At 69.7% G+C, this 14,046-nt stretch carries 7 protein-coding genes; 4 read left to right on the top strand and 3 right to left on the bottom strand.

Annotated elements, in window-relative coordinates; translation table 11 throughout:
- Window positions 1–17 precede the first annotated feature (17 nt).
- Window positions 18–2,666 (bottom strand): ABC transporter transmembrane domain-containing protein, encoded by a 2,649-nt coding sequence (locus AC3IF3_RS06275; protein WP_489227855.1) that lies wholly within the window; start codon window positions 2,664–2,666, stop codon window positions 18–20.
- A 439-nt stretch (window positions 2,667–3,105) separates the two neighbouring features.
- Here AC3IF3_RS06275 and typA point away from each other — a divergent pair, with 439 nt between their 5' ends.
- Window positions 3,106–4,929: a translational GTPase TypA gene (gene typA / locus AC3IF3_RS06270; RefSeq protein WP_243972976.1), complete on the top strand. Its 1,824-nt coding sequence runs from the start codon at window positions 3,106–3,108 to the stop codon at window positions 4,927–4,929.
- Window positions 4,930–5,105: 176 nt separating this feature from the next.
- Here typA and AC3IF3_RS06265 read toward each other — a convergent pair whose 3' ends face one another.
- A complete protein-coding gene (locus AC3IF3_RS06265) occupies window positions 5,106–6,089 on the bottom strand; it encodes a polyphosphate kinase 2 family protein (RefSeq protein WP_489227853.1) in 984 nt (327 codons plus the stop codon).
- A 95-nt stretch (window positions 6,090–6,184) separates the two neighbouring features.
- Between AC3IF3_RS06265 and AC3IF3_RS06260 the strand changes: the two genes are divergently transcribed.
- From AC3IF3_RS06260 to AC3IF3_RS06250, 3 genes are all read left to right on the top strand, one after another.
- On the top strand, window positions 6,185–6,772 hold the full coding sequence (locus AC3IF3_RS06260; RefSeq protein ID WP_489220488.1) for a histidine phosphatase family protein: 588 nt from the start codon (window positions 6,185–6,187) through the stop codon (window positions 6,770–6,772).
- Between the two features lie 111 nt (window positions 6,773–6,883).
- Entirely contained in the window at window positions 6,884–10,954 is a 4,071-nt protein-coding gene (locus AC3IF3_RS06255) for a Pls/PosA family non-ribosomal peptide synthetase (RefSeq protein WP_489227851.1), read from the top strand.
- A gap of 330 nt (window positions 10,955–11,284) precedes the next feature.
- Window positions 11,285–12,439, top strand: coding sequence for a GGDEF domain-containing protein (locus AC3IF3_RS06250; protein WP_489227849.1), 1,155 nt, complete (start codon window positions 11,285–11,287; stop codon window positions 12,437–12,439).
- A 25-nt stretch (window positions 12,440–12,464) separates the two neighbouring features.
- Here the strand turns inward: AC3IF3_RS06250 and AC3IF3_RS06245 are convergent, their stop codons facing one another.
- Window positions 12,465–13,940 carry a methyl-accepting chemotaxis protein gene (locus AC3IF3_RS06245; RefSeq protein ID WP_489227847.1) on the bottom strand — a complete coding sequence of 492 codons (1,476 nt, stop codon included), beginning with the start codon at window positions 13,938–13,940 and terminating at the stop codon, window positions 12,465–12,467.
- Between the last annotated feature and the right edge of the window lie 106 nt (window positions 13,941–14,046).

The raw sequence follows: 14,046 nt of genomic DNA, 5'->3' as shown, positions 1-14,046 counted from the left end.
CGCCGGTCACGCCGACGTCATTCCGCGGCGGCGCGCAGGCGCGCCTCCGCCTTCTTGAGCGGCAACCGGGCCGGGAACCGCGCGGGATCCGCCTCGGCCGACAGGCTGGCGATCACGCTCGCCTGGGGCAGGGTGGCCGCCGCGACGGCGAGCAGCGTGTCGACGCCGTGCTCCAGATGCTCGTCGACCCGGTCGATCACCAGCACCTCCGGATCGCGCAGGATGGCCCGGGCGAGGCCGATCCGCACGCGGACACGCTCGGTCAGCAATTGCCCGCGATTGCCGACCTGCTTCTCCAGGCCCCGGCGCTGGATCGATCGCTCAAGGTCGAAGGCGCGGAACACCGCCCGCGCCTCCCGTTGGATGATCGCCTCGCCGTGCATCCGGGCCGTGTCGATGCGGCCGAAGAGCAGGTTGTCGAGCACGGTGCTGCGCGGATTGATCCGGTTCGGGTCGTAGGATTCGATGTCGCAGCCATCGTCGCCATGCATGAAGCCCTGGACGACGTTCCGCGCCCCAACGATGCGGTTCTTGAGCGCCTGGTCGAGCAGGCCGAAGCGCATCCGCGGCTCCACGTAGGCGAGGGCCAGGGCCAGGAAGGCCACGCTGTCGGCTTCGCCCAGGCGCCCGTCGCCGGGCAGGCGCGCGAGCCGGCGCAGATAATCCGGAAGGGCGTCCGGGGTGATCAGCGAGAACCGCCGGAACAGCGGGTGGCCGGGCGGAACGTCGGCGAAAATATCCTTGAGGTTGCTGGCGATGGCCACGCCCATGCGGTCGAGTTCGTCGAGGAGCTTGGCCCGCTCGAGGGCGGCGCGGAACAGGGGGGTTCCGGCCAGGCGGTGCGGATCCATCAATGTCGGGTCGCGCGGCACCCCGAACAGCAGGTTCTCCCCCACGGTCGCCTGATCGTTGTAGCTGCCCCGGGCGAAGGGGATCACGAGGTCGGCGAGACCCTTCTGGACGAAGTGGGTGCGCAGGTGCTCCCGGGCCGCGATCATGCGCTGGCCCGCCGGCGTATCGTGGGTGACCGAGCTGAGCGCGCTGAGGCCGAACCGGTAGAGCTCGTCGCCGAGATGGAGCCGGCCGACCAGGTCGAGGAGGCGTTCGTCGAGATCCTCCGCGTTCCGCGCCCCGAGCTGCCGGTAGTCGATCCACGGATCGTCGACGCTGTCGCACGGGTTACCGGTCTTCACCGCCTCGTTGATCCGCGTCTTGCTGAGGTCGAGGCGGCCGGTCCGCAGGGGCCGGATCCGCAGGCCGTAGAGGATGTTGTCGCGTACGGTGCCCGGAAAGAGCACGGGGTCCGGACCGGCGAAGGCGATCCGGTGGGCATGGACGGGGCGCGGCAGGATCGACAGGTCGTGTTCGCCGATCCGGATCGTTCCGTTCGAGGCCGTCTGCAGACCGGCGAGGACGCGGGCGAATTCCTGCGCCACCGGGCCGGGGGGCACCAGGCCGATGCGCTCCGGCAGCCGCATTTCGAAGTCGCCGACCTCGATCGGCGGGCCGCCCTGCGGATCGCGCAGGGCCAGACCCTCGACCTTGAGCGGGCTGCCGAGCGGCGGGGGCGTCTCCTGAAGCTCGGCCTCGCCCGGCCGGAGGCGTTGCGGCCCGAAATGCGCCGCCACGGTCTCGTACTTCACCTCCACGTCGAGGCGCTGCTGGTCCCAGTCGATCAGTTCCTTGAGGGGCGGCGGCAGGTCGCGATAGGCGGCGAGTACAGCCACGAGCTGGCCGATATCGAGTTCGCCCTTCAGGGCGAAGTAGCCGCCGATCGCGTAGAACAGGAACGGGGTGATCTGGGCGAGCAGGTTGTTGAGGTATTTGACCGCGAACTTGCGCCGGTAGATCCGCAGGCGCAGGTCGTAGAGGCTGTAGAGCCGGCCGCCGATCTCCGCCCGCTCCCAGCGGCCGGTATCGTTGATGACCACCGCCGGCAGGCCGTCGAGCACCTCGGCGACGCGGCCGGCGAGGTTGCGCGAGGCGATCTGGCGGCGGCGGCTGAGGCGGATGATCTCGCGCCGCAGCCGCGGGATCACGATCATCTGCACGCCGACCATGCCGCCCGCCGTGAGGCCGAGCCACAGGTTCTGCATCATGATGAAGATGAGCGCGGTGGCGGCCTGGGTGCCCAGGAACACCGGCACCACGATCGCGTCGCCGATGAAGGAGCCGATCGGCTCGACCTCGTCGCGGATGATCGTGGCGGTCTCGGAAGATTTCACCTCCCGCTGGGCCTCCGGCGAGAAGCGCAGCATCAGGCTGAACAGCTGGAAGCGCAGGCGCCGCAGCATCCGCTCGCCGAGAATGCCCTTCTGAAGGTTGATCCAGAACTTGAACGCGCCGTTGATCAGCACGAGGCCGAGGAACAAGGTCGACAGGCCGAGCAGCAGCTCGAAGCGGTCGACCTGGAACCCCTCGAACAGCCGTGTCGTCCCGCCGCCGACCAGATCGGGCCACGACACGGTGATCTCCAGGAACGGCGCGGTCGTCTCGCCGTGGGAGAAGGCCTTGCCGGTGATCGCGTCGTTGACGATGCGCTTGGGCAGGTCGAGGGAGGCGAAGTAGAACGGCAGGGAGGCCAGGACGACGGCGCAGATCCGGAACTGTTCGCCCTTCGAATACCGCCAGATGTATGGGAACAGCCGCGGCTCAAGCGCGCGCATGGGTTCGTTCCCACGAGGGGCTATCACAACGGAGGTCATGCCGAATCGCCGTACCCATGCGTGGGTTCTGGGCCGATACGGTAACCGAGCGGTTCGATTTCATCCAATCACCTCAGGACCGCTCCCATAGACCGCCCAATCCCGCTCGGGGTGTCACGGATCCGTCATATAGGGTGCCGGTTGGGCCCCGGATCGGCATGAACGGTCGGTCTGCCCCTCCCGCCGGTCTTGGCTGTGGCCGAGGGGTTTGGACGGGTGCACGCCGGTACCGGACTCCACCATGGCGCGGTTCAGCGCATCCGCCATGTCGAGGGTGGCCTTGCCCCAGGGCGCGCGTCCTTATATTGCGACGCAACCATCACGACTCCGTACCTGCACCGGCGCGGACGGCCGCGCCGCGCGGCCGCCAGGGAGCCGGCACAACCCGTTTCGGGCCGCCATGAATCTGCGCAACATCGCCATCATTGCCCACGTCGACCACGGCAAGACGACCTTGGTCGACAAGCTGCTGGCTCAGTCCGGCACCTTCCGCGAGAATCAGCGGGTCGAGGAACGGGCGATGGATTCGAACGACCTCGAGAAGGAACGCGGCATCACCATCCTCGCCAAGGCGACCTCGGTCGTCTGGAAGGACACCCGCGTCAACATCGTCGACACCCCCGGCCACGCCGATTTCGGCGGCGAGGTCGAGCGCATCCTGTCGATGGTCGACGGCGTGATCGTGCTGGTGGACGCCGCCGAGGGCCCGATGCCACAGACCAAGTTCGTGGTCGGCAAGGCCCTCAAGATCGGCCTGCGCCCGATCGTGGCGATCAACAAGGTCGACCGTCCGGACGCGCGGATCAATGAGGTCGTGAACGAGGTGTTCGACCTGTTCGCGGCCTTGGACGCCACCGACGAGCAGCTCGACTTCCCGATCCTCTACGGGTCCGGCCGCAACGGCTGGATGGCCGAGACCCCGGAGGCCGACCCTGCCGTGGGCCTCGAGCCGCTGTTCGACCTCGTGCTGAAGCACGTGCCCCCGGCGCGGGTCGACGAGGGCCCGTTCCGGATGCTCGGCACCCTGCTCGAGGCCAACCCGTTCCTGGGCCGCATCATCACCGGCCGCATCGCGGCGGGCTCGGTGAAGCCGAACCAGCAGATCAAGGTCCTGGACCGGACCGGCAAGGTCGTGGAGACCGGCCGGGTCTCGAAGATCCTCGCCTTCCGCGGCCTGGAGCGCGCGCCGATCGAGATCGGCGAGGCGGGGGACATCGTGTCGATCGCCGGCCTGATGAAGGGCACCGTCGCCGACACCTTCTGCGATCCCCAGGTCGACACCCCGATCCAGGCCCAGCCGATCGATCCGCCGACCGTGACCATGTCGTTCATCGTCAACGACAGCCCGCTCGCCGGCACCGAGGGCGACAAGGTCACGAGCCGGATGATCCGCGACCGCCTGTTCAAGGAGGCCGAGGGCAACGTGACGCTCAAGATCGAGGAGGCGGCCGACAAGGATTCCTTCTACGTCTCGGGCCGCGGCGAGCTGCAGCTCTCGATCCTGATCGAGACCATGCGCCGCGAGGGTTTCGAGATCGCCGTGTCGCGCCCCCGCGTGGTGTTCGAGCGCGACGAGGCCGGCGGCCTGCTCGAGCCGATCGAGGAGGTGGTGATCGACGTCGACGAGGAGCATTCCGGCGTCGTCGTGCAGAAGATGTCCGAGCGGAAGGCCGAGATGCTGGAGATGCGGCCCTCGGGCGGCAACCGCCTGCGGCTCGTCTTCCATGCCCCGACCCGCGGCCTGATCGGCTACCAGGGCGAATTGCTCACCGACACCCGCGGCACCGCGATCATGAACCGGCTGTTCAAGGCCTACGAGCCCTACAAGGGCGAGATGCCGGGCCGGCGCAACGGCGTGCTGATCTCCAACGACCAGGGCGAGGCCGTGGCCTACGCCATGTGGAACCTGGAGGATCGCGGCCCGATGATGATCGAGCCCGGCTGGAAGGTCTATCAGGGCATGATCGTCGGCGAGCACAACCGCGAGAACGACCTCGAGGTGAACGTGCTCAAGGGCAAGAAGCTCACCAACATCCGCACCACCTCGAAGGACGAGGCCGTGCGCCTCACCCCGCCGATCCGGATGACCCTGGAGCGCTCGCTGGCCTGGATCCAGGACGACGAGCTCGTCGAGGTGACGCCGAAGTCGATCCGCCTGCGCAAGGCGGTCCTAGACCCCAACGACCGCAAGCGCGCCGAGCGGTCCAAGGAGAACGCGGCCTGAGCTGATCGGACGTGAACGGAAGGCAACCGGGCGCTCAGGTCCGGTTGCTGATGCGGCCGACCGCCACCTCACGAACGACCAGCATCCCCTGCGCCCCCCCGCTTTCGACGCCTGCAGGATGCCCGATCCCCGGGCACCCGGCCGCAACGGTGCGGCCAGCGTCTCAGGAAAGGCTTTTAGTCCGGTATCGTCAGGTCCGCGATCCCCGCGGGGGCTTCCGGGTGGCGCGGGTCCATCGCCTCCAGCGTGTCCGCCACCGTCCGGGCCACCACGTAGTTGCGGAACCACTTGTGGTCGGCCGGCACCACCAGCCAGGGAGCCTCTGGCGTGGAGCAGCGGGTGAGGGCATCCGCGAAGGCCTGCTGGTAGGCGTCCCAGGACTTCCGCTCGACGAGGTCGGCCGGTTCGAATTTCCAGCGCTTGTGCGGATCGGCGATCCGGGCCTCCAGGCGCTTCTTCTGCTCCGCCTTGGAGATGTGGAGGAAGAACTTGAGCATCGTCGTGCCGGACTCGGCGAGCAGATGCTCGAAATCGTTGATCCGGCCGTAGCGGCTCCGCCAGACCGCATCCGGGACGAGGCCCTTCACGCGCACGACGAGCACGTCCTCGTAGTGGCTGCGGTTGAACACGCCGATCATGCCGCGCGCCGGGGTCCGGGCATGGTAGCGCCAGAGGAAATCGTGATCGAGCTCGTCGCGCGAGGGCACCTTGAACGCGCTGACGGTGCAGCCCTGCGGGTTCACGCCCTTGAGCACCGATCCGATGGTCCCGTCCTTGCCGCCGGTGTCGATCGCCTGGAAGACCAGGAGCAGGCTGCGGCGGCGCTCGGCGTAGAGGCGTTCCTGGAGGTCGATGATGCGCGCGCGCTCCTTGGCCAGCGCATTCTTCGCCCAGTCCTTGTCGAGCCCGCCATCGGCCCCGGTGTCGACGGCCGCCAGGTCGAAGGGCGCGCCCGGCTCGACCGCGACGATGCCCTGTGCCGGGCGGATCGGCCCCGGCGGGCGGCCACCCGGCGGTGCCGGCTCGGTTCCCGACACGGTGCCGGACTGGCTGGCGGTGGACGGTCGGGCCGCCCATTCCGATCCGTGCAGGTCGGCCCTCTCTGTCACGCCGTCGTCATGCCCCTGGCCGCGATGATGCTTGCCGTGCTTCTTCGACATGGGCAGGACCTGTTTCCGGACGTTGCCGACCGACGGCGAGAACGGGCGGCAGGCTGAGCCGTTCCGAGGGCCGGGGCAGGACGGGGTTGAGTCGGTTGGTCACCATCTACTTCATCCGCCACGGCCAGACCGACTGGAACGCCGAGGGGCGCCTCCAGGGCGGGCGCGACATCGACCTGAACGCCCAGGGCGAGATCCAGGCCGCCGCCGTCGCGGCGCGCCTCGCCGCCGCGGCGGGTCCGAGGCTGGCCGATGCGGATTTCGTCGCGAGCCCGCTCAAGCGGACCCGGCGCACCATGGAGATCCTCCGGTCGGCCCTCGGCCTGCCATCGGAGGCGTACCGCACCGATCCGCGGCTGCGTGAGATCAGCTTCGGCAATTGGGAAGGCTCGACCTGGGCGGAGATCCGCCGCCGCGATCCAGTCGGCGCCGCGGGACGCGACCGGGACCGCTGGCACCATCGTCCGCCGGGGACCGGCGGCGAGAGCTACGCCGCCCTGGTCGAGCGCGTTGGACCCATGCTCGCCGATCTGGAGCGGGACACGGTCGTCGTCGCCCATGGCGGCGTCGCGCGGGCGGCGCTCGTGGCGCGCGGCCATCTCGACATCTACACCGCGCCCCGCATCGGCATACGCCAGGGCGAGGTTCTGATCCTGGGACCCGACGGCTGGCGCTGGGCTTGATCCCGGGCGCCGGCGCAGTGCAAAGCCGCCTCGATAACGGCATGATCGGCGGGCTATAGGGCAGCCGGCACGGTGGGCGCCGGCTCGAGTGACCGGCCAGCGGAGCAGCGGATGAGCGACGTCGCCGAGAAGACCCGGGCCGGCCCGGCGGCCGGGGAGCGCGAGCGTGCCGGTCCCGGGGCGGCGGTTCTGCGGGGCGCGCACCGCCCCGACCTGATCCGCGACGAGGTGCTGGCCGAGATCTTCCTGGACTCGGCCCGGTCCCGGCCCGAGCATCCCTGCCTGGTCGACGGCGACCGCGTCGAGGCGGGTGGCATCCATCCGCACCTGACCTATGCCGCGGTCGCGGCCCGCGCCGGCCGGATCGCCGCTGGGCTTGCCCATCGCGGCATCGGGCCCGGGGACGTGGTCGGTCTCTGGATGGCCCGCGGCCCCGATCTCCTCGTGGCGCAGATCGGCATCACCCTGTCGGGCGCCGCGTGGCTGCCCTTCGACGCCGAGGCGCCCGCCGACCGGGTGGGCGTGTGCCTGACCGACGCCGCCGCCAAGGCGCTCCTGGTCTCCCCGGCGCTGCGCCCCTCGGCGCCCGCCGCTGCCCCGGCCCTGACCCCGGCCGATCTCGACGCCGCGACCCCGGCCGACGCCCCGGTGCCGGATGCCCGCAGCAAAGGCCTGACGCCGGAGCACCCCGCCTACCTGATCTACACCTCGGGCTCGACCGGCGTGCCGAAGGGCATCGTCATCAGCCACGCCAATATCTGCCACTTCCTGCGCTCGGCCAACGCCCTCTACGGGATGCGCGCCGACGACGTGGTGTTCCAGGGGGCCTCGGTGGCCTTCGACCTCTCGATGGAGGAGATCTGGGTCCCGTACCTCGTGGGCGCCACGCTGTTCGTGGCGAGCCCGGCCATGATGGGCGACGTGGAATCCCTGCCCGGCATCCTGGAGGCGGAGCGGATCACCGTCCTCGACACCGTGCCGACCCTGCTGGCGATGATCTCCGGCGATTTGCCGACCGTGCGCCTGATCCTGCTCGGCGGCGAGGCCCTGCCCGAGCCGCTGGTGGCGCGATGGGCGACCCCGGCGCGAAGCCTGTTCAACACCTACGGGCCGACCGAGGCGACCGTGGTGGCCACCGCGGCCGAGATGCGGGCCGGCGAGCCGGTCACCATCGGCGGCCCGATCCCGAATTACTCCGTCTACGTCGCCGGCGAGGATCTGAGCCTGCTCGGGCGCGACCAGCCGGGGGAACTGCTGATCGGCGGCCCCGGCGTCGCCCGCGGCTACCTCGCGCGCCCCGAGCTGACGGCGGAAAAATTCATCGCCAACCCGTTCGCGTCGGACGGAACCGATCCGATCCTGTACCGCTCGGGCGACGCGGTCTCCCTCGACGCCGCCGGCCGGATCGTGTTCCACGGCCGGATCGATGATCAGGTCAAGATCCGCGGCTTCCGCGTGGAGCTCGGGGAGATCGAGGCGCGGATCCGGAGCGTGCCCGACATCAACCAGGCTGCGGTGGTGCTGCGGCAGGACGATGGCGTCGACCGCCTGGTCGCCTTCCTGATCCCGGAGCGCGGCCACACGATCGAGACCGCCGCCCTGCGCCGGATCCTCGCCGGGCAGATGCCGCCCTATATGGTGCCGGGCCATTTCGAGGTGACGGAGACGCTGCCGCGCCTGACCTCGGGCAAGGTCGACCGCAAGGCGCTGAAGATCGCCCCGCTCACCGTGGTCTCGGCCGACGGCGAGCAGGAGCCGCCGGCCAACGAGACCGAGGCCGCCCTCGTCGCCGCCGCCAAGCAGGTGTTCGGGAACCAGCCGATCCCGCTGACGGGGGATTTCTTCGCCGATCTCGGGGGCCACTCGCTGCTTGCCGCCCGGTTCGTCTCGGCGGTGCGCGAGAGCCCGGCGCTGGCCGGCATCACCCTCCCGGACGTCTACGCCCTGCGCACCGTGCGGGCGATGGCCGATGCGCTGATCGAGCGGACCGGCGGCATGGGCGCCGCCGCGTCCATCCGCGACCTGAGCTTCGCGCCGCCGCCGCTCCTGCGCCGGGCGCTGTGCGGCCTCGCGCAACTCGTCGCGCTGCCCGTCGTGATCGCGCTCGCCACCGCGCAGTGGCTCGGCATGTTCGTAACCTATCTGCTGCTCACCGGCGGCGGGCTCAGCTTCTTCGCCGAACTCGGCGTGCTGCTGCTCGTCTACGTGGCGATCAACGGCGTGACCGCGGTGGTGGCGGTGGCCGGCAAGTGGCTGATCCTGGGCAAGACCAGGCCGGGCCGCTATCCGCTCTGGGGGACCTACTACTACCGCTGGTGGCTGGCGCAGCGGCTGGCACCCCTGGTGCACGTCAAGTGGCTGCAGGGCTCGCCGGCCATCGCGATCTACCTGCGCCTGATGGGCGCCCGGGTCGGCCGCGACACCCTCATCTCCGACATCGAGGTCGGCGCCCCCGATCTCCTGACCATCGGCGACGGCGCATCGCTCGGCGGCCGCCTCGTCATCGCCAATGCCGAGATCATGGGCAACGAGTTGGTGATCGGCCGCGTCGAGATCGGCGCCGATGCGGCGGTGGGCACCTCCTGCGTGATCAGCCACGACACGGTGATCGGCCCGCAGGCCGAGATCGCCGATCTCACCACGATCCCGGCCGGGACCCGGGTCGGGCCCGCCGAGGCTTGGGACGGGTCCCCCGGCCGCAGGGTCGGGATGGCCGACCTTTCCGCACTGCCGGAACCCGCTGACGCTTCGTGGACGCGGCGGGCCGCCTTCATGGCCGCCTATGTCGTGCTGCTCGGCGTGATCCCGGCGGTGGGCCTGCTGCCGATCTTCCCGGCATTCTTCATCTTCGATCAGATCTCGGACTCGCTCTCCGACATGACCGATATCGACTATCATTGGTACCTGCCGATCCTCACCTGGCCGACCGCCATGCTGATGACCGCCGGCACGGTGCTGCTGATCGCCGGCATCCGCTGGGTCCTGCTGCCGCGGACGCGGCACGGCACCTATTCGTTGCACTCACTGTTCTACCTGCGGAAATGGTCGCTGGCGCTCGCCGTCGAGGTGACGCTGGAGACGCTCTCGTCGCTGTTTGCCACCGTGTACATGCGGGCCTGGTACCGGCTGATGGGCGCCCGGATGGGCCAGGGCGCGGAGATCTCCACGAATCTCGGCGGCCGCTACGACCTCGCCGATGTCGGGCCCAAGAACTTCATCGCCGACGAGGTGGTGTACGGCGAGGAGGAAATCCGGCGCGGCTGGATGCACCTGGAGCCCACCCGCACCGGGGCCCGGGTCTTCGTCGGCAACGACGCCGTGGTCCCGCCCGGGGCGATCATCCCCGACGACGTGCTCATCGGCATCAAGTCGAAGCCGCCCGCGAACGACGCCATGAGCCCCGGCGAGACCTGGTTCGGCTCGCCGCCGATTCGGCTGCCCGCCCGCCAGCGGATCGATCTCGGATCGAACGCCCAGACCTACGAGCCCGGGCTCTGGCCGAAGATCCGGCGCGGCGTGTTCGAGGCCTTCGCGACCTCGTTCTCGCCGATGCTCTACATCACCCTCGCGATCACGGTGATCGATTGGTACTTCTACCCGGCGATCCTCGAGAAGGATTGGTCGGGCCTGGCCTTCAGCTTCGTCGCGGCGAGCGTCGCCATCGCGCTGATCCAGTCCGCGGCGGTGATCGCGATGAAGTGGCTGCTGATTGGCGTCTATAAGCCCGGCATGCAGCCGATGTGGTCCTGGTGGGCCATGCGCACCGAGGCGATCGCGGTGGCCTATTGGGGGCTCGCCGGCAAGGTCCTGCTGGAGCATCTCCAGGGCACGCCGTTCCTGCCCTGGGTGCTCAGGCTATTCGGAGTGAAGGTCGGCAAGGGCGTCTGCATGCTCACCACCGACATCACCGAGTTCGACTGCGTGACGATCGGCGACTACGCCACGATCAACCGGGTGTCGGCGCTCCAGACCCACCTCTATGAGGACCGGATCATGAAGATCGGCCGGGTGATCGTGGGCAAGGGTGTCTCGGTGGGCGCCTTCTCGACGGTGCTGTACGATACAAAAGTCGGCGATTTCGCCCGGCTGCGCCCGCTCACCATCGTGATGAAGGGCGAGTCGATCCCCGCCAACACCGAGTGGGAGGGCGCCCCCGCGGTCCCGGTGATCCACGCCGCCTGACCGTGCACGCATCGTCCCGAAGGGCGCCCCCCCTCTCGAGGCGATGCTGGCCGCAGGGGTGAGGGACACTTCGGCATTGCGCGCCCGCGCGATCTCAGGCTTGGGCGGATGCGGCCGAACGCGTCGCGCGCATCCCGGACTCCAGTGCCGTCTTGCAATTGTGAGCGGTCGCGCCGCTCAATTGCGAGCCAATACAGGCATAGGATTCGGTTTTCGGGCAGTCTAAGCTCTGCTGATATCTGTCTTCGCTGATTCGCTGCCGCCTGTGCGCGAACACGGCAGAGCGGGACGGGACCCCCGTGGTCGGCTTGTGGAGATCGATGGACGGCCGTGCATCTTGATCCTGCGACCCTGCTCATCGTCAATTCCACCATCACGCTGCTGGTGGGATTGCTGTTCCTGACGACGTGGCGGCAGGCGCCCGAGGTCCGGGCGCTCGCCCTGTGGGGGGCCGCGCATCTCGTCGGGGCGGCGGGCTCCGCCGGCCTCGCCCTGAGGGGCCAGATCCCCGACCTGCTCTCGATCGGCCTGTCCAACGCCGTGGTGCTGAGCGCCTACGGCCTGATCTGGAGCGGTGTCCGCGCCTTTGAAGGTCGGTCTCCGCGCGTCGCCGTGGCGCTGGCGGGCGCTCTGGTCTGGTGCGCGCTCTGCCTCATCCCGGACTTCTACGCGTCGCTCGTGCTGCGCATCGTGTACGCCTCCGCGGTGGCGACGGTCTATTGCGGCGGTGCGGCCCTCGAATTCTGGCGCGGCCGCGGGGAGTGGCTGGCCTCCCGGGTCACGGCCGCCGCCGTGCTCGGGCTGCACGGCGCCTTCTATCTCGTGCGTATCCCCTCGACGCTGCTGGCGCCGCCGCAGCTCGGCACGACCCCGCTCGCCTCGCCCTGGGTGGCGATCCTGTGTTTCGTCACCATGCTGTTCTCGATCGCGTCGGCCTTTACCCTGATGGCCCTGGTCAAGGAGCGGGCCGAACGCGAGCAGCGCGTCGCCGCGTCCACGGATCCGCTCACGGGCGTGCGCAACCGCCGGGCCTTCGCGGAGGCGGCCCACAGGGCGCTCGCGAACCGGGAGAGTGGGGCGCTGCTGCTCCTCGACCTCGACCGGTTCAAGGCCGTCAACGATCGCCACGGGCATGCGGTCGGCGACGCGGTGCTGGTCGGCTTCTGTGCCATGGCGACCGCCCTGCTGCCGCCGGACGCGCCGCTGGGCCGCCTCGGCGGCGAGGAATTCGCCTGCTTCCTGCCGGGGGCCTCAGCCGCGGAGGCCCTGGCCCGGGCCGAGGAACTGCGCCGAACCTTCGCCGGCCTCGCCGTGCCCGAACTCCCCGATCTGCGCGTCAGCGTCAGCATCGGGATCGCCCAGACCCGCGACGGAATCGGGTTCGACGCGCTGATGCGCCGGGCCGATGCCGCGCTCTACGTCGCCAAGAACAGCGGTCGCGACCGCGTCGCCGTGGCCGAGATCGCCGCCGTGCGGGCCGCCTGAGGCCGGCGTGGCTCCGGCCGGGCGGTCAGGCCAGGGCCCGCGCCGCTTCGGAGACCTTGCGCACCGATGCGTCCACCGAGGCCGCCGAGGCCGCGATCTCGGTCATCGCCGCGCGCGCGGTCTCGACGCTGTGGGCGGCCGATTGCATGTTCTCGGTGAGGTCGCGGGTCACCGCCGCCTGCTCGGTCACCGCGGACGACACGCTGAGCGTGATCTCGCTGAGCTGCTCGATGGTCGAGCCGATCCCGTCGATGGCGGCCACGGCCCGGGCGGTCTCGGTCTGCACGGCCGCGATCTGGGTGCCGATCTCCCCGGTCGCCCGGGCCGTCTGCTCCGCCAGCGCCTTCACCTCGGCGGCGACCACCGCGAAACCCTTGCCGGCCGCCCCCGCCCGTGCGGCCTCGATCGTGGCGTTCAGCGCGAGGAGGTTGGTCTGGTCGGCGATGGAGCGGATCAGGCTCACGGCGGCGCCGATCCGATCGGCGGCGCCGGTCAGGCCCACGACGATCGCCCCGGCCTCCTCGGCGCGGGTGACGACCTTGTCCACGGAGGATTTCGCCAGGAGCGCGTGGCGGCTCAGCTCCTCGATCGAGGCGGAGAACTCCTCCGAGCCGGCGGCGACCGCCTGCACGTTACGGGCGGTCCGGTCCGAGGCCTCCGCGGTCTCGTCGGCCTGCTGGACGACGCGGCTCATCGAATCCCGGATCGCCGCGATATCCCCGTCGATGACGCGCTGGCCCTCGGCCCGGCGCTGCCGGTCCTCGACCTGCCGCGTCACGTCGGTGGCGAACTTGACGACCGCGCAGGGCTTGCCCTCGGCATCGAGGATCGGGTTGTAGGCGCCGAAGATCCAGACGACGCGGCTGCCCTTGGCGATCCGCCGGAACTCGCCGGCCTGATGGCGCCCCTCCGCGAGGGCCGCCCAGAACGCCGCGTAGTCCGAACTCGCGGCCTCCGCCGGCGGCAGGAACATCCGGTGATGCTGCCCGCGCACCTCCGCGAGGCTGTACCCCATGGTCGAGAGGAAATTCGCGTTGGCATCGGTGATGGTGCCGTCGAGGGTGAAGTGGATCACCGCCTGCGAGCTATTGATGGCCGCGACCTGGCCGGCGAACAGCGCGTTGCGGGTCCGCTCCTCGGTCACGTCCGTGGCGAGCTTCACGACCTTGGCCGCCTTCCCGGCGCGGTCGAGGATCGGGTTGTAGGAGCCCTTGATCCAGATAACTCGTCCGGACTTGGTGACCCGGGCGAAATCCCGCACTTCGGGCTTGCCCGCGCGCAGGCGATCCCAGAAGGCGCCATAGTCCGGGCTCGTGCGCTCGGCGTCCGGCACGAACAGGCTGTGGTGGCGCCCGCGGATCTCCGCCAGGGTATAGCCGACGAGATCGAGGAAGATCGCGTTGGCATCCGTGACCTTGCCGTCGAGGTCGAATTCGATCCGTCCGGTGGTCCGGTCAATCGCCGTCAGGGGCGTGTCCGTGCGTAAACCAAACATCGCCATCGCCCGGCCCAATCCGTTATCGTCTTGTCGGCGCATTTTTTACGTTAGATAGGTTAACGATTTACAATGCCCGATCTTCAGAAACTGAATACAGCCGGATCGTCAG

The organism is Methylobacterium sp. J-118 (genome assembly GCF_057836565.1).
Note: the sequence above shows the minus strand (reverse complement) of the source record. Positions and strands in the feature narration are given on the sequence as shown.